Origin of the sequence: Streptomyces racemochromogenes, from assembly GCF_039535215.1 — a bacterium.
Taxonomy (GTDB): domain Bacteria; phylum Actinomycetota; class Actinomycetes; order Streptomycetales; family Streptomycetaceae; genus Streptomyces; species Streptomyces racemochromogenes.
Genome location: NZ_BAAAWT010000001.1, coordinates 6,852,239 through 6,874,652, shown reverse-complemented (window position 1 = coordinate 6,874,652; position 22,414 = coordinate 6,852,239). Strand labels below are relative to the sequence as shown.

Genomic DNA, 22,414 nt, shown 5'->3' with positions numbered 1-22,414 from the left:
CATGTGTGGCATCGCAGGCACGTACCGGTGGCCGGACGGGAAGGCCGTGACCGACCGGCTCACGGAAACCCTCGCCCACCGCGGTCCGGACGGGGCGGGCCGCTACGGCCACCCCGTCGGTGACGGGGAGGTACAGCTGGGGCACCGCCGGCTGGCCATCATCGACCTCTCGGAGACCGGCGCCCAGCCGATGGTCTCGGACGGGCTGGTCCTCACGTACAACGGCGAGCTGTACAACGCCCCCGAGCTGCGTGCCGAGCTGGCGGCCGCCGGGGTGCGCTTCCGCGGCACCTCCGACACCGAGGTGCTGCTGGAGGCGTGGCGGCGCTGGGGCACGGACTGCCTGCCCCGGCTGCGCGGCATGTTCGCGTTCGGGGTCTTCGACGAGCGGACCGGTGAGCTGGTGCTCGCCCGCGACCAGCTCGGCATCAAGCCGCTGTTCCTGCTCCGGCGCGGCGGGGGCCTGGTGTTCGCCTCGGAGCTGAAGGCGCTCGCCGCGGCGACCGGGGGCGCGCTGGAGGTGGACCACGCGGCGCTGGTGGCCTCACTGCTGTACTACTGGGTGCCGGACTCGCGGTGCGCGTACCGCGGGGCGGAGAAGCTGCCGCCGGGGAGCTGGCTGCGGTGCGGGCCGGACGGCAGTGTGGAGCGCGGCCGGTACTGGAACCTCAGGGACGTCGCGGCCGAGGGCCGGGAGCGGGCCCGGGCCGGTGAGCTGCCCGATCTGGCGGCCATCGTCGAGGAGTCCACCCGGCGGCACCTGCTCTCCGACGTGCCCGTGGCGACCTTCCTCTCGGGAGGCCTCGACTCCAGCTACCTGACCGCCCTGGCCGCCCGCCACCAGCCGGGGATGTCCGCCTACACGATCGGGTTCCGGGCCGAGGACGCCAGGTTCGAGGCGATGCCGGACGACCTGCGCCACGCCCGGACGGTGGCCGAGCGGTTCGGCGTCGACCTGCACGAGATCGAGATCGCGCCGGACGTGCTCGACCTGCTGCCGCGGATGACGTACCACCTGGACGAGCCGATCGGCGACCCCGCCGCGATCAACACCTTCCTGATCTGCTCGGCCGCCCGGGAGGCCGGGGTCAAGGTGATGCTCTCGGGGATGGGTGCCGACGAGCTGTTCGCCGGCTACCGCAAGCACCTGGCCAACGTGCTCGCGCTGCGCTACCAGCGCGTGCCCGGGCCGCTGCGGCGCGGCCTGTCCGCAGCCGTGGACCGGCTGCCGGTCGCCTCCGCCAGCCGGGGGTACCGGTCGGTGCGCTTCGCGAAGCGGTTCCTGTCCTTCGCCGATCTTCCGGAGGAGACGGCCTTCCGGCGCAGCTACACCATGTACGATCGCGGCGAGCTGCTCGACCTGATCGATCCGGACCTGGCCGGGACGGTCGACGACGTACTGACCGAGCACGCCGACGTGTACGAGGACAACGACCTCGACGACTTCGTCAACCGCATGTGCCTGGGCGACTCCCGGATGTTCCTGCCGGGTCTGAACCTCGCCTACACGGACCGTTCCAGCATGGCCGCGTCGACCGAGGTGCGCGTTCCGTACGTGGACGTCGAGGTGGTCAAGGCCGCGTTCACGTTCCCCGGGGACCGCAAGATCGCCGGACGGCAGGGCAAGGCCGTCCTCAAGGAGGCGGCGGCCTCGGTCCTGCCCCGGGAGATCGTCTACCGGCCCAAGGGCCTGTTCAGCGCCCCGTTGCGCGCCTGGATGAGCCGGGACCTGGCGCCGCTGGTCCGCGAGGTCATCCACGACGGCGAGCTGGTCCGCTCCGGTTTCCTGCGCCGCGACGCGCTGGCGCGGATGGCCGCCGCGGACGCGGCCGGGCAGCAGGACTTCTCCAAGCACCTGTGGCACGTACTGACCCTCGAGTACTGGTACCGCGGCGCGACCTCCGGGTCCGGTCAGAGCGCCGGGTTCACGGCTTAGAAATTCCAGAGGAGTTCGGGTGAAGCAAGTCGTACAGAACTACAAGACCGGTGAGCTGGCGGTGCTGGACGTGCCGGTGCCGGGGTGCAAGCCGGGCGGGGTGCTGGTCCGTACCGCATACTCGCTGATCTCCACCGGGACCGAGCTCATGAAGGTGTCCGAGGCCGGCATGTCGATGCTGGGCAAGGCCCGTTCGCGGCCGGACCAGGTCGCCAAGGTCATGCAGAGCGTGGCCGTCAACGGGGTGCCCGCCACCTACCGCAAGGTGATGGGCAAGCTGGACTCGTACACGCCGCTGGGCTACTCGCTGTGCGGGGTGGTCGAGCAGGTCGGCGCCGGGATCGACGACGTGGCGGTCGGTGACGTGGTGGCCTGCGCGGGCAACGAGCACGCGCTGCACGCCGAGTTGAACTGGGTGCCGAACAACCTGTACGCGCGGGTGCCGGACGGTCTCGCACCGCGGCACGCCGCCTTCGGCACGGTCGGGTCGATCGCGATGCAGGGCGTGCGCCAGGGCGAGCCGCAGCTCGGCGAGGTGGCGCTGGTGATCGGCCTCGGGCTGATCGGGCAGCTGGTGGTGCAGCTCCTCACCGCCTCGGGGGTGCGAGTCGTCGGCGCCGACCCGGACCCGGCGCGCTGCGAACTCGCCGAGCGCCTGGGCGCCGCGGCCTGCGGCGACCCCGGGTCGGCCGCCGTGGAGGCCGCCGTCGCCGAGCTCACGGACGGCCACGGCGTGGACCAGGTGTACCTGGCGGCCGGCGGCGGCAGCAACCAGCCCGTCGAGCTGGCGGCGCACCTGTGCCGGGACCGCGGCAGGGTGGTGGACATCGGCAAGTGCCGGCTGGACCTGCCCTGGAACGCGTACTACGAGAAGGAGCTCGACGTCCGGTTCTCCCGCAGCTACGGCCCCGGGCGCTACGACCCGGAGTACGAGCTCGAAGGGCGGGACTACCCGATCGGCTACGTGCGCTGGACCGAGCGCCGCAACCTGGCGTGCTTCCTGGACCTGGTCGCCCGCGGCAAGGTCGACGTGGATCCGCTGGTCTCCCACATCGCCGACTTCGACGACGCCGTGGAGACGTACCGGAGCCTGAAGGAGGGCGAACTCAAGGCCGTGGCGGTGCTGTTCCGCTACCCGGGGCAGGAGCGGGAGGCGCAGCCGCCGGTGGTGTCCGTGCCCGCGGTCAGGCGCCCCGCCGAAGGGGTGTCCGCGCCGTCCCGGGCGGCCGGGTCGCCGGTGCGCCTCGCGTTCGTCGGCGCGGGGAACTACGCCACGTCGATGCTGCTGCCGCACCTGTCGGAGCGCGACGGCGTCGAACTCGCCACGGTCGTCACCACGACGGCGCTGTCCGCGGCCAACGCGCAGCGGAAGTTCGGCTTCGCCGAGGCGACCACCGACCTCGACGCGGTGCTCGGCGACAAGTCCGTCGACGCGGTGTTCGTGGTCACCCGGCACAGCTCGCACGCCGAACTGACCCGGCAGGCTCTGCTGGCCGGCAAGGCGGTGTTCGTGGAGAAGCCCCTCGCCCTCACCGAGGACGAACTGGCCGGTGTCCTCGCGGCGGTGGAGGAGTCCGGCAACGACCGGCTCCAGGTGGGCTTCAACCGCCGCTTCTCGCCGCTGCTCCAGGAGGCCCGCAAGCGCTTCGGTGCCCGGACCGGCCCGGCGAGCCTGCGCTACCTGGTCAACGCGGGCCGGCTCCAGCACGGCAGCTGGTACCTCCAGCAGGGCACCGAGGGCTCGCGGTTCGCCGGCGAGGGCGGGCACTTCATCGACACGGCGAGCTGGCTGCTGGGCGCCGACCCGGTCTCGGTGTACGCGACGGCCCCGTCCGGCAACGAGGACCTCCAGGTCGTGCTGCGCTACCCGGACGGCTCCACCGCCACCATCAGCTACGTCACCACCGGCGCGCCCGGCTTCCCCAAGGAGACGCTCGACCTGGTCGCGGACGGCAAGGTCCTGCGGCTGGACGACTTCGTCCGCGCCTCGGTGTACTTCGAGAAGGGCACGGCCGGGCGCAAGAAGTGGGTCAGCTCGCGGCTGCCCCAGGCCCGGGACAAGGGCCAGCTCGCCGAACTGGCCGCGTTCGTCCGGGCCGTGCGGACGGGCGGACCGATGCCGGTGCCGCTGGAGTCGCTGGTCGCCACCACGGCGGCCACCCTCGCCGTGCAGGCGGGCCTGGCCGGCGGCGTGCCCGTGACGCTGGCGGACGGCCGATGAGCATGAGCGCGGGCTGGTACCTGCGGAGGCTGTCCCGGATGGGGCCGCAGGAGGTCGGCGGACGGGTGGGCGACACGGTGCGCAGGCGGCGGTGGCGGTCGGCGCCGCCGGACGCCCCGGCCGTGGGCGGCGCCCGGTTCACCGCGGTGCTGCCCGCGGGGACGGCCGACGCGGTGCCGCCGGACGCGGCCAAGCGGCTCGTCGCGGAGGCGGACCGGCTGATGGCGGGGCACGGCACGTTCTTCGGGGTGGACCGCGACGACCTGGCCGACCCGGACTGGTTCCTCGACCCGAAGACCGGGCGGCGGGCGCCGGAGGGCTACGCCTTCGACGTGCCGTACCGGGACGAGGAGGCGGTCGGGGACATCAAGCAGATCTGGGAGCCGTCCCGGCACCAGTACCTCACCGTCCTCGCCGCCGCGTACGCGGTCACCGGGGACGAGCGGTACGCCGAGCGGGTGGCGGCGCACCTGCGGTCGTGGTGGGCGGCCAACCCGCCGCTGCGCGGGGTGCACTGGACCAGCGGCATCGAGCTGGGGATCCGGCTGCTGTCCTGGGTGTGGGTGCGCCGGCTGCTCGACGGCTGGCCGGGCGCGGCCGCGCTGTTCGAGGGGAACCCGGTGGCCCGGGAGCAGGTCTGGCACCACCAGCGCTGGCTGGCGGCGTTCCCCAGCCGGGGTTCGTCGGCGAACAACCACGTCATCGCCGAGGCCGCCGGGCAGTTCGCCGCGGCCTGCGCGTTCGGCTGGTTCCCCTCCTCGGAGCGCTGGCGGTCCGACGCGCTGCGGTCGCTGGAGCGGCACCTGCGCGGCAACACCTTCCTCTCCGGCCTCAACCGGGAGCTGGCCTCGGAGTACCACGGGCTGGTGCTGGAGCTGGGCCTGGCCGCGCTGGCCGAGGCGGACGCCGCCGGCGTGCCGGTGCCGGCGTCGGTGCGGCTGGTGCTGCTGCGGATGACCGACGCGCTCGCGGCCGTGGTGGACGGCCGGCTGCGGCCGCCGCGCCAGGGGGACTCGGACGACGGGCACGGCCTGGTCGTGGACGGTGCGGGCACCGACCGCTGGGGGTCGCTGCTGGCCACCGGGGACGCCGTGTTCGGCCGGCTCGGCTGGTGGCCGGAGGTGACCGGCACCGATGTGCGCACCGCGCTGCTGGCCGCGCTCGTGCGGCCCGGCACGCCCGCGGTGAGCCGCCCGGCGAGCCGTCCGGTCCACTTCCCGGACGCCGGCATGACGGTGCTGCGCGATGCCGGAGGTGCAGGGGGTGCCGGGGAGTTGTGGGTGCGCTGCGACGGCGGTCCGCACGGCTTCCTGTCCATCGCCGCGCACGCCCACGCGGACGCGCTGTCCGTCGAGGTGCGGCACGACGGGGTCGACGTCCTGGCCGACCCGGGGACGTTCTGCTACCACGGGCAGCCCGAGTGGCGGCAGTACTTCCGCTCGACACTGGGGCACAACACCCTCCAGCTGGACGGCGGCGACCAGTCCGACTCCGGCGGGCCGTTCCTGTGGACGCGGCACGCCCAGACCCGGGTCCTGGTCGCGGACACCTCCGATCCGGGGGTGCTGCGCTGGTGCGCCGAGCACGACGGCTACCGGCCCTCCGTGCACCGGCGCCGGGTGGAGCTGGTGACCGGCCGCCGGGAGCCGGTGACCGGACGCCGGGAAGTGCGGCTGGTCGACGAGGTGAGCGGCCCGCGCCGGGCCGTGCGGCTGGCGTTCCACCTCGGCCCGGCGGTCACCGCGGAGCTGGAGGGCGAGCGGGCGGTGCTCACCTGGAGCCGGGACGGCGAGGACCGCTCCGCGGTGCTCGACCTGCCCGGTCAGCTGTCCTGGCGGGCGCACCGCGGGGAGACGGGCCCGCCGCTGGGCTGGTACTCGGCGGGATTCGGGCGCAAGGAGCCGGCCACGACGCTGGTCGGCACCGGCTTCGCCGACGACGCGGCGGTGTCGGGCGGGTTCGTCACCGTGCTCGGGTTCGACGACTAGGCGGAGGGGGGTGGTCCTGGTGACGAAGTGGCGGAAGTGGGCGTGGCCGGCTGTGCCGGCGGCGCTGGTCGTGCTGGCGGCGGCCGGCTGTGACGGGGGTCCGGGCGCCCCGGCGGACAAGCCGGGCGGCGCGCCGTCGGCGTCGGCCTCGGCCGGCGCGGGCACGGCCGCGGCCGCGCGGGTGTGCGCGAGCCCCGCGGCCGGGCCGGCGCAGGCGCCTGCGGGCGCGGTGACGGTCGACCCCGCGGTGGCCGGCGATCTCGCCGCGAAGACCAAGAACAGCCCCCCGAAGACCACGTTCTGGCTCCTGCCGGGCACGCACCGGCTCGAACCGGACCGCTTCGCCCAGGTCATCCCGAAGGAGGGCGACAGCTACGTCGGGGCGCCGGGCGCGGTGCTGGACGGCGGCAGGACCAACCAGTACGCGTTCGGCGGCGCGGCCCCCGACGTCTCCATCCGCCACCTGACCGTGCAGAACTTCGTCGCGCCGCCGGACGAGGGCGTGGTCAACCACGAGTCGGCCGACGGGTGGGTGATCGAGCACGCGACCGTCCAGGACAACTCGGGTGCGGGGCTGATGGCCGGCGCCCGCCAGCAGGTCCGCGCGAGCTGCCTGAGGAACAACGGCCAGTACGGGATGAACGCGTACAAGGGCGGCGGGCCCATCGGCGGGCTGGTGGTCGAGGGCAACGAGATCACGGGCAACAACAAGGACGACTGGGAGCGGCGCAAGCCGGGCTGCGGCTGTACCGGGGGCGTCAAGTTCTGGGCGGTCAACGGCGCCGACGTGCGGGGCAACTGGGTGCACGACAACCGCGGGGCCGGGTTGTGGGCCGACACCAACAACAACGACTTCCGCATCGAGGACAACGTCCTGGAGGCCAACGACGGCGCCGCGCTGATCTACGAGATCAGCTACAACGCGGTGATCCGGAACAACGTGATCCGGAAGAACAACTGGGTCGAGGGCCGCAGGTCCGCCGAGCGGGGCGACGACTTCCCCTTCGCGACCGTCTACCTGTCCGAGTCGGGCGGCGAGCCCCGGGTCCGCGCCCGGACGGACCGGATCGAGGTCTACCGCAACGTGCTGGAGAACAACTGGAACGGCATCACCCTGTGGGAGAACGCCGACCGGTTCTGCAACAGCCCGGCCAACACCTCGTCCGGGGTGTGCACGCTGCTGGTGGACCGCCCCGACCGCTGCTCGGCGCCGGGGATCTCCGGCGCGCCGCTGTACGCCGACTGCCGCTGGAAGACGCAGCGGGTGGACATCCACGACAACCGCTTCGTGCTGGACACGTCCGTCGTCGACTGCACCGCGAAGTGCGACCGCATGGCGGTGCTGGCCAACTACGGCACCTACCCGGACTGGTCCCCGTACCAGGGCGAGCAGGTGGCGCAGGACGTCTCCCTCAAGCAGCAGAACCGCTGGCACGACAACGTCTACGTCGGACCGTGGAAGTTCGTCGCCCACGACCCGAGCCGGGTGCTCGACTCCGGCCAGTGGCAGGGGCCGCCGTACCAGCAGGACCAGGGCAGCACCTTCGGCCCGCGGGCCGGTGGTTGAGGTGGGCGAGAAGAGGATCGTCGGGATCGTCTGGGGACTGCTGATCCTCAACACGCTCGGATCGGCGGGGGCGAAGACCATCATCCCGCTCCCCCGGTCGCTCATCCAGATGGCCACCATGGGCGCCCTGGTCGCCGCCTTCGTGCTGGCGCTCTCGGTCAACCTGCGGCTGCGCGTCCGGCCCAGCGCCTACGTGTTCCTGCTCACCCTGCTGCTGGTGCCGAGCGTGATCTCCAGCGCCCATCTGGAGTCCGGCTTCGGCGCGTTGTTCCGCTGCGCCCGGCTGGCCCTCTTCATCGGGACGCTGTGGCTGCTCACCCGCTGGTGGGACGGCGGCCTGACCTTCGTGCGCCACCACATCCGGCTGTACCTCGCGGTGCTCGGGTCGGTGGCCGCGGGGCTGCTCGTCTCGCCGGGTGCGGCCATGCCCGACCTCTACGGCGGGCGGCTGGTCGGCGCGCTGTGGCCGCTGACGCCGCCGCAGATCGGGCAGTACGCCGCCGTGATCATCGGGCTCACCGTGCTGCTGCTCCTGGGCCGCAGGACCGACCGGGCGGGCGCGGCGGTGGTGATCGTGCCGTCGCTGGTCCTGCTCGCGCTGACCCACACCCGGACGGCGACGCTCGGCCTGTTCACCGGGCTGGCGCTGGCTATCGGCTCGCTGATGCTGACCAGCTCCGCCGCCCGCCGGTTCTTCGCGTGGGCGGTGCTGATCGCGACGGTGGCCGCGGTCGGGTTCGCCTCCGCGCTGCAGGCGTGGTTCCTGCGCGGGCAGAGCCAGGAGAACTTCTCCAACCTCACCGGCCGGGCCAAGGTGTGGGACGCCCTGCTGGCGGCCCCGCGGTCGGCCTCGGAGGAGCTGTTCGGGATGGGCCTGGGCGACAAGTCGTTCGGCGGGCTGCCGATCGACAACAGCTGGCTGGCCGTCTACAACGAGCAGGGGCTGACCGGCACCGCGATCGTGGCGGCGGTCTTCGTCGTCCTGGGCGGCGTCGCGCTGCTGCGGCCACCGTCGCTGGAGCGGGCCTGCGCGATCTTCCTGATCAGCTACTGCGCCATCGCCTCGTACACCGAGGCCGGGCTGGGCGACGCCTCGCCGTACCTGCTGCACCTGGCCGTGGCCGCCTCGCTGCTGGCGGCGCCGGCCGGGGCCGGGCCGCTCCCGGCGGCCGGCGGCCCCGCACGGCGCGTCCCCGTCCCCCGATGGACCCCGAACCGGGAGGTGACCTGACCATGCGCGTCCTCGTGGTGCACAACCGCTACGCCTCGGCGCAGCCGAGCGGGGAGAACAACGTCGTCGACCAGGAGGTGGAGCTGCTGCGGGCGGCCGGCCACCGGGTCGAGCTGTTCGAGCGGCGCAGCGACGACATCGGCGCCATGTCCCTGCCGGCCAAGGCGGCGCTGCCGCTGCTGGTGCCGTGGCACCCGGGGGTCCGCAAGGAGCTCGCCGCCCGGCTCCGCGCCGTCCGGCCGGACGTGGTGCACGTCCACAACGTCTTCCCGCTCCTGTCGCCCGCGGTGCTGGCCGCCTGCGCCGACGCCGGCGTGCCCGCCGTGGCCACGCTGCACAACTACACCCAGGTGTGCCCGCCCGGCACGCTCCAGCGGGACGGGCGGCCGTGCACCGAGTGCGTCGGGGCGACGCCGCTGCCCGCCGTCCGGCACGGCTGCTACCGGGGTTCCCGGGCGGCGACGGTGCCGCTGGCGGTCAGCCTGTCGGTGAACCGGCGCCGGTGGTGGTCGGGGGTGGAGCGGTTCCTGTGCATCTCCGCCGCGCAGCGCGAGGTCCTGGTGCGGGCCGGCATGCCGGCCGGGCGGCTGGCGGTGAAGCACAACTTCGTGCCCGAGCCCGGCGTCCGCCGGGAGGGCGCCGGGGAGCAGCTGCTCTACCTGGGCCGGCTGGCGCAGGCCAAGGGCGTCCGGCTGCTCATGGCGGCGTGGGACGAACTGGCCGCGGACGGCGGGGTGGGCGTACCGCTCGTGATCGCCGGCACGGGGCCGCTGGAGGCGGAGGTGACCGCCTGGGCGGCGGGCCGGGACGACGTGCGCTACGCCGGCCTGTACGACCCGGAGCAGTGCCGGCGGGCCGTCGCCCGGTCGGTGGCCGTGCTGGCCCCCTCGACCTGGCTGGAGGCGTTCGGCCTGGTGGTCGTGGAGGCGATGGCGGCGGGGGTGCCGACCGTGGCGGCCGGCCACGGCGCCTTCACGGAACTCGTCGAGGACGGGGTGACCGGCCTGCTCCACCGGCCGGGCGACTCCGCCTCGCTGGCGTCGTGCATACGGCGGATCGCGGCGGATCCGGTCCGCAACCAGGAGATGGGGCGGGCGGGCCGGAGCCGTTACGAGCAGGGGTTCAGCCCGCAGGTCGGGCTGGAGCGCCTGCTGGAGGAGTACCGGGCCGCCATCGCGGCCCGGTCCGGCGGCGGGGAGGTCCCGCCGCCGGTCGGGGAACAAGGGACTGGCTCGCGGCGGGGCACCCCGCCGCGGGCGGGATGGGGGCAGTAGATGACACGATGCCGACTTTGCGGTTCGGCGGCGCTGGCGAGCGTCGTCGACCTGGGGGCGACCCCGCCGTGCGAGAGCTTCCTCGCCGCGGACCAGCTGGACCTGCCGGAGCCCGCGTACCCGCTTCACCTGCGGGTCTGCACGGACTGCTGGCTGGCGCAGATCCCCCCGCTGATCACGCCGGAGGAGACGTTCAAGGAGTACGCGTACTTCTCCTCCTTCTCCACCTCCTGGGTGGAGCACGCGCGGACGTTCGTCGCGGACGCCGCACGGCGGGTGGGGCTGGGCCCGGACTCCTTCGTGGTCGAGGTCGCGAGCAACGACGGGTACCTGCTGAGGCACGTGGTGGACCGGGGGATCCGCTGCCTGGGCATCGAGCCGTCGGTGAACGTGGGCGCCGCGGCGCGTGAGGCGGGCGTGCCGACGCTCACCGAGTTCCTGGACCCGGCCACCGGGGCCGCCGTCCGCGCCGAGCACGGGCCCGCGGACCTGGTCGTGGCCAACAACGTGTACGCGCACATCCCGGACGTGGTCGGGTTCACCCAGGGGCTGCGCTCCCTGGTCGCCGACGACGGCTGGGTGTCGATCGAGGTGCAGCACCTGCTGACCCTGATCGAGGAGAACCAGTACGACACGATCTACCACGAGCACTTCCAGTACTACACGGTGGCGTCCGCGGCGCGGGCACTGGCGAGCGGTGGACTCTCGCTGGTGGACGTCGAGCTGCTGCCCACGCACGGCGGCTCCATCCGGCTGTGGGCGCGGCCGGCCGAGGCGGCCGGGGAGCCGACCCGGAGGGTGGCCGAGGTACTGGACCGGGAGAAGGCGGCCGGGCTCCAGGAGCTGTCCGGGTACGCGGAGTTCTCCGCCCGGGTGGCCAAGGTGCGCCGGGACCTGCTGCGGTTCCTCATCGAGGCGGCCGAGCGCGGTGAGCGGGTCGTCGGCTACGGCGCCCCGGGCAAGGGCAACACGCTGCTCAACCACTGCGGCGTCCGGCCCGACCTCCTCGCGTACACGGTCGACCGCAACCCGTACAAGCACGGCAGGTTCACCCCGGGCACCCGGATCCCGATCCTGGCGCCCGAGCAGATCGCCGCCGACCGGCCGGACTGGGTCCTGGTCCTCCCGTGGAACCTGCGGGCGGAGCTGGTCGAGCAGCTGTCCTTCGTGCACGAGTGGGGCGGCCGCCTGGTCTTCCCCATCCCGGAACTGAGCATCGTCGAGGTGAAGTCGTGAAGGTCGTACTGTTCTGCGGCGGCTACGGGATGCGGATGCGCAGCGGGGCCGCGGACGACGTGCCCAAGCCGATGGCGATGGTCGGCCCCCGGCCGCTGATCTGGCACGTCATGCGCTACTACGCGCACTACGGGCACAAGGAGTTCATCCTGTGCCTGGGCTACGGCGCCCACCACATCAAGGACTTCTTCCTCAACTACGAGGAGACGACGTCCAACGACTTCGTCCTGCGCGGCGGGCGGACCGAGCTGCTGTCCACCGACATATCCGACTGGACGATCACGTTCGCGCAGACCGGCGTGGAGTCGCCGATCGGGGAGCGGCTGCGCCGGGTGCGCCACCACCTGGACGGCGACGAGATGTTCCTCGCCAACTACGCCGACGTGCTCACGGACGCGCCGCTGCCGGAGATGATCGACCGGTTCTCCCGGCGCGACGCCGGCGCCTCGATGACGGTGGTGCCGCCCCAGTCCTCGTTCCACTGCGTGGACCTGGGTGAGGACGGCCTGGTGGGCGGCATCACGCCGGTCAGCGAACTGCCGCTGTGGGAGAACGGCGGCTACTTCGTGCTCCGCCAGGAGGTCTTCGACCACATCCCGGAGAACGGGGACCTGGTCGCCGACGGCTGCGCCGCGCTGGCCAAGCGGGGCCGGCTGGTGGCGCACCAACACCGGGGCTTCTGGAAGCCGACCGACACCGTGAAGGAGCGGGCCGCGCTCGACGAGGCGTACGCCCGCGGCGACCGGCCGTGGGCCGTGTGGGAGCGGGACGACGCCGGGGCGGGTACCGCGTGATCAAGCTCAGTGCCGGGCGCGTGGACCGGATCGTCGCGGTCGGCGCGCACTGCGACGACATCGCCATCGGCGCCGGCGGCACCCTGCTGACCCTGTGCGGGGCCCGGCCGGGCGTCCAGGTCGACGCGCTGGTGCTCTCCGGCGGCGGCGGCGAGCGGGAGCAGGAGGAGCGGGCCGCGCTCGCCGCGTTCTGTCCGGGCGCCGACCTGCGCCTGACGGTGCTCAAGCTGCCCGACGGCCGGATGCCGACGCACTGGGACGAGGCCAAGGCCGCGGTGGAGGAACTGCGCGGGCGGACCGATCCCGATCTGATCCTCGCCCCGCGGACCGACGACGCGCACCAGGACCACCGCGGTCTGGCCCGGCTGGTGCCCACCGCGTTCCGCGACCACCTCGTGCTCGGCTACGAGATCGTCAAGTGGGACGGCGACCTCGGCCGTCCGTCGGCGTACCAGCCGCTGTCGCCGGAGACGGCCGAGCGGAAGGTGCGGCTGCTGCAGGAGCACTACCCCTCGCAGCGGCACCGCCCCTGGTACGACCGGGAGGCCTTCCTCGGGCTGGCCCGGATCCGCGGCATCGAATGCCAGGCGCGCTACGCCGAGGCGTTCGCCGTCACCAAACTCACTCTGAACCTGGGGGATTGAACCTTGCGCGTACTGCTGACCGGACACCAGGGCTACCTGGGCACCGTGATGGCCCCGGTCCTCACGGCCGCCGGCCACGAGGTCGTCGGCCTGGACTCCGGCCTGTTCGCCGACTGCCTGCTGGGCCCGCGGCCCGCGGACCCGCCGGGGCGGCGGGTGGACCTGCGCGACGTCACCGCCGAGGACGTGGCCGGGGTGGACGCGGTGATCCACCTGGCCGCGCTGTCCAACGACCCGCTGGGCTCGCTGGCGCCGCAGCTCACGTACGACATCAACCACCACGCGTCCGTGCACCTGGCCCGGCTGGCCCGCGACGCGGGCGTGCGGCGCTTCCTGTACGCCTCCACGTGCTCGGTCTACGGCGCCGCCGGCGGAGACGCCCTGGTGGCCGAGGACGCCCCGCTGCGCCCGGTGACCCCGTACGCGGAGTCGAAGGTGCGGGTGGAGGACGACCTGCACGAGCTGGCCGACGGGGACTTCAGCCCGGTGTACATGCGCAACGCCACCGCCTTCGGCTACTCCCCCAGGCTCCGCGCCGACATCGTGGTGAACAACCTGGTGGGCCACGCCCTGCTGTCCGGCGAGGTGCTGGTGATGTCCGACGGCACCCCGTGGCGGCCGCTGGTGCACGCCGCGGACATCGCGCGGGCCTTCACGGCCGCGCTGGAGGCGCCGCGCGAGGCGGTGCACGACGAGGCGTTCAACATCGGCAGCGAGGCCAACAACGTCACCGTCGCCGAGATCGCCGGGCAGGTCGCCGACGCGGTCGCCGGATCCAAGGTGGTGATCACCGGGGAGACCGGCGCCGACCCGCGCTCGTACCGGGTGGACTTCTCCCGGTTCCGCGCCGCGGTGCCCGGCTTCGCGTGCGCGTGGACGGTGAAGCAGGGCGCGCTCGAACTCGCCGACGCCTACCGCGAGCACGGGCTGACCCGGGACTCCTTCGAGCAGCGCTTCACCCGGCTGGCCGTGCTGCGCGCGGCGACCGGGGCGGGCACGGTCGACGACACCCTGCGGTGGCGCCGGTGACCGCGCCCGGCCGCGAGATGCACGCCCTGGTGGAGCGGCTGTACCCGCTGTGCCGGAGCATCACCGGCGACGGTGTGCGCGCGACCCTGGACATCGTCGGCGAGTACGTCCCGCTGGAGGTGCACGAGGTGCCGACCGGGACGCGGGTCCTGGACTGGACGGTGCCGCAGGAGTGGAACATCCGGGACGCGTACGTCGCCGACGCGTCCGGGAAGCGGGTCGTCGACTTCGCCGCGTCCAGCCTGCACGTGCTCGGCTACAGCGTGCCGGTGTCGGCGGTCATGCCGCTGTCCGAGCTGCGCCCGCACCTGCACACCCTGCCCAACCACCCGTCCTGGGTGCCGTACCGCACCAGCTACTACACGCCGGAGTGGGGGTTCTGCCTGGCCCAGGAGACCCTGGACGCGCTGCCGGACGGGGAGTACGAGGTGCGGATCGACTCCACGCTCGCGGACGGCCACCTCACCTACGCCGAGCACGTGGTCCCGGGGCAGGTCTCCGACGAGGTGATCGTCTCCTGCCACGTCTGTCACCCCTCGCTGGCCAACGACAACCTGGCCGGCATCGCGGTGGCGGTCTTCCTGGCCCGGGCGCTGGCGGAGCGGAACCCGTACTACACCTACCGGTTCCTGTTCGCGCCCGGCACCATCGGGGCGATCACCTGGCTGGCCCGCAACGCGGAGCGGATCGACCGCGTCAGGCACGGCCTGGTGCTGGCCTGCGCCGGCGACCGGGGGCAACTGACGTACAAGCAGAGCCGGCGCGGTGACGCGGAGATCGACCGGGTCCTGCGCCACGTGCTGGCCGCCTCCGAACGCCCGCACAGCGTGAAGGAGTTCACCCCGTACGGCTACGACGAGCGGCAGTTCTGCTCGCCGGGCTTCGACCTCGGGGTGGGCTCGCTCAGCCGCACCCCGTACGCGGGGTACCCCGAGTACCACACCTCGGCGGACAACCCAGACTTCGTCACCCCGGAGGCGATGGCGGACACCCTGGCCCTGTGCCAGGAGGCGTTCGCCGTACTGGACCGCAACCGGCGGTACCAGAACCTCAGCCCGTACGGCGAACCGCAGCTGGGCCGGCGCGGTCTGTACGAGTCGCTCGGCGGACGCAGCGACGCGAAGGAGGCCCAGATGGCCATGCTGTGGGTGCTCAGCCTCTCCGACGGGGAGCACAGCCTGCTGGACGTCGCCGAGCGGTCCGGGCTGGCGTTCGACACCGTGGCCGCGGCGGCCGGCGCGCTGCACGGCGCCGGGCTGATCAAGGAATGACGCCCGTGCCCACCGAGGGGGAAGAGACGACGGCACCGGCGGCGCCGGCGGCCACGACGGCACCGGACGCGGACACCGCCCCGGGGACCGCCAAGCGGGCGGTCCTCGGCCGGCTGTCCTGGGGGCTCGCCGACCAGGCGGCGTCCAGCGTGTCCAACTTCGCGGTGGGCATCTACGTGGCGCGCTCGCTGGGGCTGGCCGCGTTCGGCGTGTTCAGCCTGGCCTGGGTGACGTACGGGGTGGTGCTCAGCGTCTCCCGCGGGCTGGCCACCGACCCGCTCGTGGTGCGCTTCAGCGGCGTGCCGGAGGCGTCCTGGCGCGGGGCGGTGGCCCGGTCGGCGGGTACCGCCCTCGGCGTCGGCGCCGCCATCGGCGCCGTCTGCCTGGTCGCCGGTGCGGTGCTCGGCGGGGTCGTGGGGACGGCGTTCGCCTGCCTCGGCCTCGTACTGCCGGGTCTGCTGCTCCAGGACGCCTGGCGGTACGCGTTCTTCGCCGCCGGGACCGGGCGCAAGGCCTTCGTCAACGACGTGGTGTGGGGCGTCGCGCTCGTCCCGGCCATGGTGGTCGCGGCGCGGGTGGGCAGCGTGGCGGCGTTCGTCCTCGCCTGGGGCGTGTCCGCCGCGGTGGCCGCGGCGTACGGCTGCTTCCAGTCGGGGATCGGGCCCCGCCCGGCCGGTGCCCGCGCGTGGGTCCGCGACCACCGCGACCTGGGCTACCGGTACCTGGCCGAGAACACCTGCGTCAGCGGCGCGAGCCAGCTGCGGGCGTACGGGCTCGGCGCGATCGTCGGCGTCAGCGCGGTGGGCGTGGTCCGGGGCGCCGAGCTGCTGCTCGGACCGTTCCTCGCCGTGCTGATGGGGCTGTCGCTGGTCACGGTCGCCGAGGCGGCCCGGGTGCTGCGGCGGGCCCCGCACCGCCTCGGCGTGTTCTGTCTCCTGCTCGGCGGCGTGCAGGCCGTCGCCGCGCTGCTCTGGGGCGCGGCCCTGCTGCTGGTGCCGGACGGGCTCGGCGGGCTCGTCCTCGGCGACGTCTGGGAGGGGGCCTCGCAGCTGATCGTGCCGGCCACGCTCGGCGTCGCGGGCGCGGGCCTGGGCACCGGCGCGGCGGCCGGGCTGCGCGCGCTCGGCGCGGCCCGGCGCAGCCTGCGCAGCCAGTTGTTCGCCTCCGCCTGTTACGCCGCGGGCGGGCTCGGCGGTGCCGCCCTGGCCGGCACGGTCGGCTCGGCCTGGGGGGGTCGCCGCCGCGACCGCCTGCGGCTCGGCCGTGTGGTGGCTGCACCTGCGGTCCGCCCTGCGCGAGCGCACGCATTCGATCCGCGAAGTGAGGACCTCATGAACGACCGTCCCAGGCTGAGCATCGGCCTGCCCGTCTACAACGGCGAGGAGTACCTCGCCGAGTCGCTCGACGCCCTCCTCGGCCAGACCTACGAGGACTTCGAGCTGGTCATCTCCGACAACGCCTCCACCGACGGGACCCGGGACATCTGTCTCAAGTACGCCGCGCGGGACTCGCGCGTGCGCTACCTGCGGCTGCCCCGCAACATCGGCGCCGCGCCCAACCACAACCACGTGTTCGCGCAGTGCCGCGGCGAGCTGTTCAAGTGGGCCTCGCACGACGACCTGTACGCCCGGGACCTGCTGGGGCGCTGCGTGGAGGCGCTGGACGAGCGGCCGGAGGTGATCCTCGCGCACAGCGGCCAGGCCGTCATCGACGGCGACGGCCGGGTGAAGGTCCCGTACGAGTACGGGATCGCCACCGGCTCGCCGAGCGCGCCGGAGCGCTTCCGCAGCTTCCTGTTCGAGCCCGGCGGCGACGACTTCTACGGGGTGATGCGGGCCGACGTGCTGCGCCGGGTGAAGCCGCACGACAGCTACCACCACGCGGACCGCACGTTCGTCGCCGAGATCGTCCTGAACGGGCCCTTCCACCAGGTGCCGGAGCTGCTGTACTTCCGCCGCGACCATCCCTCGCGCGCCGAGCGGGCGAACCCGGACAAGCGCTCGCGGTGCGTCAACCTGGACCCGCGGCGGGCGGGCGTGCTGCACCCGACGCCCCGGCTGCTCGCCGAGTACGTCCTGGGGTTCCTCGGGGCGATCGGGCGGGCTCCGCTGTCGGCGGCCGACCGGCGGGCCTGCTACCGCCACCTGGCGGTGTGGATGGCCAGCCGGGCCCGGCCGGGGGCCGGCGAGCGGGTCGAGGACCGGGCGCCGGTCGTCCCGGCCCGGCTCGCGGTCTCCGTCGACGAGCTCGTCGCCGGGCGCGAGGGGAGGAGGGCGTGAGCGCCGCGGGCGGATCCCCGGTGCGGGTGGGGGTGTTCGGGCTGCTCGGCTCGGGGAACCTCGGCAACGACGGGTCGCTGGAGGCCGTGCTCGGGTACCTGCGCGGGGCGCACCCGGAGGCGGCCGTGGACGCCCTGTGCGGCGGGCCCGAGGTCGTCTCGGCCCGGTACGGGATCCCCGCGACGCGGCTGCACTGGTACCGGGGCGAGTACCGGACCGCGTCCCGGGCGGGGGCGGTCGCCGGCAAGGGGCTGGGCAAACTGGTCGACGTGCTGCGCACCGCGGCCTGGGTGCGCCGGCACGACGTGGTGATCGTGCCGGGCATGGGCGTCCTGGAGGCCACGCTCCCGCTGCGGCCGTGGGGCTTCCCGTACTCGCTGCTGCTGCTCTGCGCGAGCGGGCGGCTGCTCGGCACCCCGGTCGCGCTGGTCGGCGTGGGCGCCGCCCCGATCGCCGACCGGCCGACCCGGGCGCTGGTGCGCTGGTCGGCCCGGCTGGCCGCGTACCGGTCGTACCGGGACGGCCTGTCGCGCGACGCGATGCGGGAGATGGGCGTGGACACCTCGGGCGACGAGGTCTACCCCGACCTCGCGTTCGCCCTGCCGACGCCGCCGGCGGGTACGCCGGCGGACGCTCCCGCGGACGCGCCGGGGGTGGTCTGCGTGGGTGTCATGGACTTCCACGGAGGCAACGACGACCGGGCGCGGGCCGAGGAGATCCACCGGCGCTACCTGGAGGGGACGACCCGGTTCGTCCGGGCGCTGGTCGCCGAGGGCAGGCCGGTCCGGCTGCTCACCGGTGACGCGTGCGACGCCCCGGTGGTCGAGGCGGTCCTCGAAGCGGTGGACTCGCCGCTGGTCACCGCCGCCGGGGCGGACTCGCTGGAGGGCCTGATGAAGGAGGCGGCGGCGGCCGACGCCGTGGTGGCGACCCGCTACCACAACCTGGTCTGCGCGCTGAAGGCCGGCACCCCGACGCTCGCGCTGAGCTACGCGGCGAAGAGCGACGCGCTGATGGCCCGGATGGGACTGGACGCGTTCCGCCACCCGGCCCGCGCGGTCGACGCCGACCGGCTGCTCGGCCAGTTCCGGGAGCTGGAGGCGCGGTCGGCCGAGCTGCGGCGGACCCTCGCCGAGCGGAACCTGGCCGCCGCCCGGCTCCTGGAGGACCAGTTCTCCGCCCTGACCGCGGCCCTGTTCCCGGCGGCCGGCCGTGCCGCCCGGGGCCGGGCCCGCACCCCCGGCCACGCCCACGCCCACGCCACGCGGGAGACCCGATGAAAGCGACCGAAGTCCCGGCGATCGCCGGCGCGTACCTGTTCGAACCGACGCCGTACGCCGACGAGCGCGGCTTCTTCTGCCGCACCTTCGACGCCGAGGTGCTCCGCTCGGTGGGCCTCGACCCGCAGGCGTTCGTCCAGGACAGCGTGTCCCGTTCGGTGCGGGGCGTGCTGCGCGGGCTGCACCTGCGCTCCGGCGCCGGCGAGGCCAAGCTGGTGCGGTGCTCGTACGGGAGCGTCTTCGACGTGGTCGTGGACCTGCGCCCGGACTCCCCGACGTACCTGGGACGGGCCTTCTTCGAGCTGTCCGGCGAGACGCAGGCGACCGTGTACATCCCGGCGGGGTGCGCGCACGGCTTCCAGGCGCTGACCGAGACCGCCGACACCTCGTACCGGATCGACCGCCCGCACGACCCCGCCGAGGACGTGACGATCGCCTTCGACGACCCGGAGCTGGCCATTCCGTGGCCGCTGCCGGCGACCCTGATGTCCCAGCGGGACCGGGAGGCTCCGAGCCTCGCCGAGGTCCTGAAGCAGAACGAGAGCTGAGGCCGGCGTGGACACCGAAGACATCCGAGAGTTCGCGCTGCCACGGTCGCGGGCGGCGAACGAGCGGCTGCACGCCCTGGTCCCCGGGGGCGCGCACACCTACGCCAAGGGCGACGACCAGTACCCCGAGGACCTGGCGCCGGTCATCAGCCACGGCCGTGGCGCCCACGTGTGGGACGTGGACGGCAACCGCTACGTCGAGTACGGCTCCGGCCTGCGGTCGGTCAGCCTCGGGCACGCCCACCCGCGCGTGACGGAGGCCGTACGGCGCGAACTCGACCGGGGCGGCAACTTCGTACGCCCCTCGGTCGTGGAGGTCGAGGCCGCGGAGCGCTTCCTCGCGACGGTGCCGACCGCGGAGATGGTGAAGTTCGCGAAGAACGGCTCCGACGCCACGACCGCCGCCCTGCGCCTCGCCCGCGCCGCGACCGGGCGCCGGCGGGTGGCGATCTGCGCCGACCATCCGTTCTTCTCCACGGACGACTGGTTCATCGGCACCACGCCGATGTCCGCCGGCATCCCGGACGAGGTCAACGAGCTCACCGTGACGTTCCCGTACGGCGACCTGGCGGCCACGGAGGAGATCCTCAGCCGGTACCGGGGTGAGGTCGCGTGTCTGATCCTCGAACCCGCCACCCACAGCGAGCCGCCGCCCGGATACCTCGCCGGACTGCGCGCACTGGCCGACCGGCACGGCTGCGTCCTGGTCTTCGACGAGATGATCACCGGGTTCCGCTGGTCGGAGGCGGGCGCCCAGGGCCTGTACGGCGTGGTCCCGGACCTCTCCACGTTCGGCAAGGCGCTGGGCAACGGCTTCGCCGTCTCCGCGCTGGCCGGGCGCCGCGAGCTGATGGAGCGGGGCGGGCTTCGCCACTCCGGCGACCGGGTGTTCCTGCTGTCCACCACGCACGGCGCGGAGACGCACTCCCTGGCGGCCGCGATGGCCGTGCAGGCCGCCTACACCGAGGAGGGCGTCACGGCGCGGCTGCACGCCCTCGGCGAGCGGCTGGCGGCCGGGGTGCGGGAAGCGGCGGCGGGCATGGGCGTCGGTGACCACGTGGTCGTCCGGGGCCGGGCCAGCAACCTGGTCTTCGCCACCCTCGACGGGGACGGGCGGCCGTCGCAGGAGTACCGCACCCTGTTCCTGCGCCGGCTCCTGGCGGGCGGGGTGCTGGCCCCGTCGTTCGTGGTGAGCAGCGCGCTCAGTGACGCCGACATCGACCACACCGTCGACGTGGTGGCCCAGGCGTGCGCGGTGTACCGCAAGGCGCTGGACGCCGGCGACCCCGGTCCCTGGCTGGGGGGACGGCCGGTCAAGCCGGTGTTCCGCCGCCTGGCGTGAGGCTCGTGAGGTGGATTGAGGTGGGCTGAGTCGGGGCGGGGCGGCCGGCGGGGCGGCGTGGTGTCAGCGGCGCCCGCGCCGGCCGCCGTCGGCCGCCCGGTCGACCAGCCACGCGGTCGCCGGGACCACCGCCAGCGCGGTGCACCAGCCGCCCAGCACGTCGGTCGGGTAGTGGGCGCCCAGGGCGACCTGCGCCCAGCCCATGGCGGCGCCGGCGAGCAGCGCCGCGGCGAGCACGAGCGAGGTGCCGGCCGTCCTGCCGAGGCCGAGCCGGCCGGTCGCCAGCAGCGCGGCCACGAGGGCGAGCGCGGTGGCGAAGGCGGTGTGCCCGCTCGGGAAGGACAGGTTGCCGCCGTGGATGGTGCGTCCCACCACGGACTTGAGCAGCGTCGCCGTCCCCACGGCCAGCGCGGCCCCGGCCACGACGAGCACCGCCGCACGGGGCCTGCGCAGCAGCAGGCAGCCCGTCACGGCGGCCCCGACCAGCACCGCGGCTCCGGCGGGCTCCCCCAGGAAGTCGGTGGCCAGGGCGACGTACCGCCAGGAGGGCCCCACCCCGTACAGCGCCGTCCCGATCCGCTCGTCCATCGCGCCGGGCTCGCCGGCACCGGCGTACAGCACCCCGAGCCCGAGGACGACCAGGGCGGCGAGGACGGCGATCAGCCCGAGCCACGCGCGTAACGACGGGGGCACCACCGCGGGAGCCGGCCCGCGGTCCTTCTGCAGGATTCCAAACACGCCAAAACCCTAACCAACGGCGCGTTCCCCCGGGCGGCATCGGCGAAACCGGCATGCGGCCGCGCCGCGGGCCGGGCCGGGGTCCGCCACGTCGGTCAGGCCGTGCAGCGGATCATCGTCAGCGGGCGGTTGGAAGTGTAGTCCGCCCAGTACTCCTCGCCGAACTCCTCCAGGCCGGTGTCCGAGACTTCGAGGGTGACCCACTCGATGCCGCTGAACCCGGCCGCCTTCAGGGTCTGCTCGTACGTCGTCCGGGAGGGCACGGTGGCCTCGAAGGAGACCGGCGGGTCGAGCAGCGCGGTGAGCCGGATGCCGACGCCGATCTCGTTGTCCTTGCCGGTCGGTTCGAGCAGGAACCCGTACTTCTCCAGCGACGGGCCGCCGAAGTCGTAGCCGGGGTCCTGCACGAACAGGTGGAACGCGGCACCGGCGACGAGGCTGCGCCGGATGTTGCGCATCATCCGCTCGATCTCGGCGACGTCGCCCGCGTAGTTGAACGCCTGCACGGCGACGGCCACGTCGAAGGGCTCGTCGAACTCGCGCAGGGCGGCCGTGTCCGCGACCTCGTAGTCGATGCCGAGCGGACGGGCGTCCTCGATCGCCTTGGCCGCGTCGACCATCGCGCCGGAGATGTCGAAGCCGAGGACGCGGGTGGCGCCGCGGCGCTTGAGCTCACGGCTGTAGAAGCCGGTGCCGCAGGCGATGTCGAGCACGGACTTGCCGGTGACGTCGCCGACCAGGCCGAGGAAGCCCGGTACCTCGGCGTAGCGGATGATGGGCAGGGTCTTGAAGCCTTCGAACGCTTCGCCGATTCCGTCGTACAGCTGACCACTCATCGCGTGGTTCCCCCATCGTTCTGTGGCGTCGGCTCCCATGACGAGCCGCGGCCCCCGGCGGGAAGTCTGCTGCGTGGGCGACGGGACTTCGTACTGGCGGAACACACGAACATGCCGGTCACGTCACCGAGGTGCGCACAAGGGCACGCGGCCCCCAACGGGCCCGCCGAGCAGCGGGATTGGGGCGCCCACGGCTTCCG

The 22,414-nt window shown here is 73.9% G+C and carries 17 protein-coding genes and 1 pseudogene; 16 read left to right on the top strand and 2 right to left on the bottom strand.

Annotated elements, in window-relative coordinates; all coding sequences use genetic code 11:
• Position 1 precedes the first annotated feature (1 nt).
• From asnB to ABD973_RS31710, 16 genes and pseudogenes are all read left to right on the top strand, one after another.
• Positions 2 to 1,936 carry an asparagine synthase (glutamine-hydrolyzing) gene (asnB, locus tag ABD973_RS31785; protein ID WP_125595066.1) on the top strand — a complete coding sequence of 645 codons (1,935 nt, stop codon included), beginning with the start codon at positions 2 to 4 and terminating at the stop codon, positions 1,934 to 1,936.
• A 19-nt stretch (positions 1,937 to 1,955) separates the two neighbouring features.
• The gene (locus ABD973_RS31780; protein WP_345503623.1) at positions 1,956 to 4,157 is read left to right on the top strand and encodes a bi-domain-containing oxidoreductase; all 2,202 of its coding nucleotides are present in this window, start codon (positions 1,956 to 1,958) and stop codon (positions 4,155 to 4,157) included.
• Positions 4,154 to 6,145, top strand: coding sequence for a heparinase II/III family protein (locus ABD973_RS31775; protein WP_345503621.1), 1,992 nt, complete (start codon positions 4,154 to 4,156; stop codon positions 6,143 to 6,145). Before ABD973_RS31780 ends, ABD973_RS31775 begins: the two co-directional genes overlap by 4 nt.
• A 19-nt stretch (positions 6,146 to 6,164) precedes the next feature.
• Positions 6,165 to 7,712, top strand: coding sequence for a right-handed parallel beta-helix repeat-containing protein (locus tag ABD973_RS31770; protein WP_386381924.1), 1,548 nt, complete (start codon positions 6,165 to 6,167; stop codon positions 7,710 to 7,712).
• Positions 7,705 to 8,943: an O-antigen ligase domain-containing protein gene (locus ABD973_RS31765; protein WP_125819940.1), complete on the top strand. Its 1,239-nt coding sequence runs from the start codon at positions 7,705 to 7,707 to the stop codon at positions 8,941 to 8,943. Before ABD973_RS31770 ends, ABD973_RS31765 begins: the two co-directional genes overlap by 8 nt.
• 2 nt (positions 8,944 to 8,945) lie before the next feature.
• Entirely contained in the window at positions 8,946 to 10,217 is a 1,272-nt protein-coding gene (locus ABD973_RS31760; protein WP_125819941.1) for a glycosyltransferase, read from the top strand.
• Positions 10,218 to 11,453: a class I SAM-dependent methyltransferase gene (locus ABD973_RS31755; protein WP_125819942.1), complete on the top strand. Its 1,236-nt coding sequence runs from the start codon at positions 10,218 to 10,220 to the stop codon at positions 11,451 to 11,453.
• Positions 11,450 to 12,247 (top strand): glycosyltransferase family protein, encoded by a 798-nt coding sequence (locus ABD973_RS31750; protein ID WP_345503619.1) that lies wholly within the window; start codon positions 11,450 to 11,452, stop codon positions 12,245 to 12,247. The genes ABD973_RS31755 and ABD973_RS31750 overlap by 4 nt, the downstream gene beginning before the upstream one ends.
• Positions 12,244 to 12,891, top strand: coding sequence for a PIG-L deacetylase family protein (locus ABD973_RS31745; protein ID WP_125819943.1), 648 nt, complete (start codon positions 12,244 to 12,246; stop codon positions 12,889 to 12,891). The genes ABD973_RS31750 and ABD973_RS31745 overlap by 4 nt, the downstream gene beginning before the upstream one ends.
• Positions 12,892 to 12,894: 3 nt before the next feature.
• Positions 12,895 to 13,920 (top strand): NAD-dependent epimerase/dehydratase family protein, encoded by a 1,026-nt coding sequence (locus tag ABD973_RS31740; RefSeq protein WP_125819944.1) that lies wholly within the window; start codon positions 12,895 to 12,897, stop codon positions 13,918 to 13,920.
• Positions 13,908 to 15,191, top strand: a complete 1,284-nt coding sequence (locus ABD973_RS31735; protein ID WP_345503615.1) for a DUF4910 domain-containing protein — start codon at positions 13,908 to 13,910, stop codon at positions 15,189 to 15,191. Before ABD973_RS31740 ends, ABD973_RS31735 begins: the two co-directional genes overlap by 13 nt.
• Positions 15,188 to 16,526: pseudogene (locus tag ABD973_RS31730) on the top strand (hypothetical protein). Before ABD973_RS31735 ends, ABD973_RS31730 begins: the two are co-directional and overlap by 4 nt.
• Positions 16,523 to 17,470, top strand: a complete 948-nt coding sequence (locus ABD973_RS31725) for a glycosyltransferase family 2 protein (protein WP_125819947.1) — start codon at positions 16,523 to 16,525, stop codon at positions 17,468 to 17,470. The pseudogene ABD973_RS31730 and the gene ABD973_RS31725 overlap by 4 nt, the downstream one beginning before the upstream one ends.
• On the top strand, positions 17,467 to 18,750 hold the full coding sequence (locus ABD973_RS31720) for a polysaccharide pyruvyl transferase family protein (RefSeq protein ID WP_125594685.1): 1,284 nt from the start codon (positions 17,467 to 17,469) through the stop codon (positions 18,748 to 18,750). The genes ABD973_RS31725 and ABD973_RS31720 overlap by 4 nt, the downstream gene beginning before the upstream one ends.
• Positions 18,747 to 19,298: a dTDP-4-dehydrorhamnose 3,5-epimerase gene (gene rfbC, locus ABD973_RS31715; RefSeq protein ID WP_125819948.1), complete on the top strand. Its 552-nt coding sequence runs from the start codon at positions 18,747 to 18,749 to the stop codon at positions 19,296 to 19,298. Before ABD973_RS31720 ends, rfbC begins: the two co-directional genes overlap by 4 nt.
• 7 nt (positions 19,299 to 19,305) lie before the next feature.
• Complete coding sequence (locus ABD973_RS31710) at positions 19,306 to 20,640, top strand: glutamate-1-semialdehyde 2,1-aminomutase (RefSeq protein WP_125594683.1); 1,335 nt, start codon at positions 19,306 to 19,308, stop codon at positions 20,638 to 20,640.
• A gap of 63 nt (positions 20,641 to 20,703) precedes the next feature.
• On the opposite strand, the gene ABD973_RS31705 is transcribed toward ABD973_RS31710, so the two are convergent.
• Together ABD973_RS31705 and ABD973_RS31700 are read right to left on the bottom strand one after the other, a co-directional pair.
• The gene (locus ABD973_RS31705; protein WP_125594682.1) at positions 20,704 to 21,378 is read right to left on the bottom strand and encodes a phosphatase PAP2 family protein; all 675 of its coding nucleotides are present in this window, start codon (positions 21,376 to 21,378) and stop codon (positions 20,704 to 20,706) included.
• A gap of 95 nt (positions 21,379 to 21,473) precedes the next feature.
• Entirely contained in the window at positions 21,474 to 22,214 is a 741-nt protein-coding gene (locus ABD973_RS31700) for a class I SAM-dependent methyltransferase (protein ID WP_125819950.1), read from the bottom strand.
• Positions 22,215 to 22,414: the final 200 nt, after the last annotated feature.

Excerpts from the sequence above, each read along its gene's own strand:
- ABD973_RS31755 (WP_125819942.1), top strand. The coding sequence starts at position 10,218 with ATGACACGATGCCGACTTTGCGGTTCGGCGGCGCTGGCGAGCGTCGTC.
- ABD973_RS31700 (WP_125819950.1), bottom strand. The coding sequence starts at position 22,214 with ATGAGTGGTCAGCTGTACGACGGAATCGGCGAAGCGTTCGAAGGCTTC.
- ABD973_RS31775 (WP_345503621.1), top strand. The coding sequence starts at position 4,154 with ATGAGCATGAGCGCGGGCTGGTACCTGCGGAGGCTGTCCCGGATGGGG.
- asnB (WP_125595066.1), top strand. The coding sequence starts at position 2 with ATGTGTGGCATCGCAGGCACGTACCGGTGGCCGGACGGGAAGGCCGTG.
- rfbC (WP_125819948.1), top strand. The coding sequence starts at position 18,747 with ATGAAAGCGACCGAAGTCCCGGCGATCGCCGGCGCGTACCTGTTCGAA.
- ABD973_RS31760 (WP_125819941.1), top strand. The coding sequence starts at position 8,946 with ATGCGCGTCCTCGTGGTGCACAACCGCTACGCCTCGGCGCAGCCGAGC.
- ABD973_RS31725 (WP_125819947.1), top strand. The coding sequence starts at position 16,523 with ATGAACGACCGTCCCAGGCTGAGCATCGGCCTGCCCGTCTACAACGGC.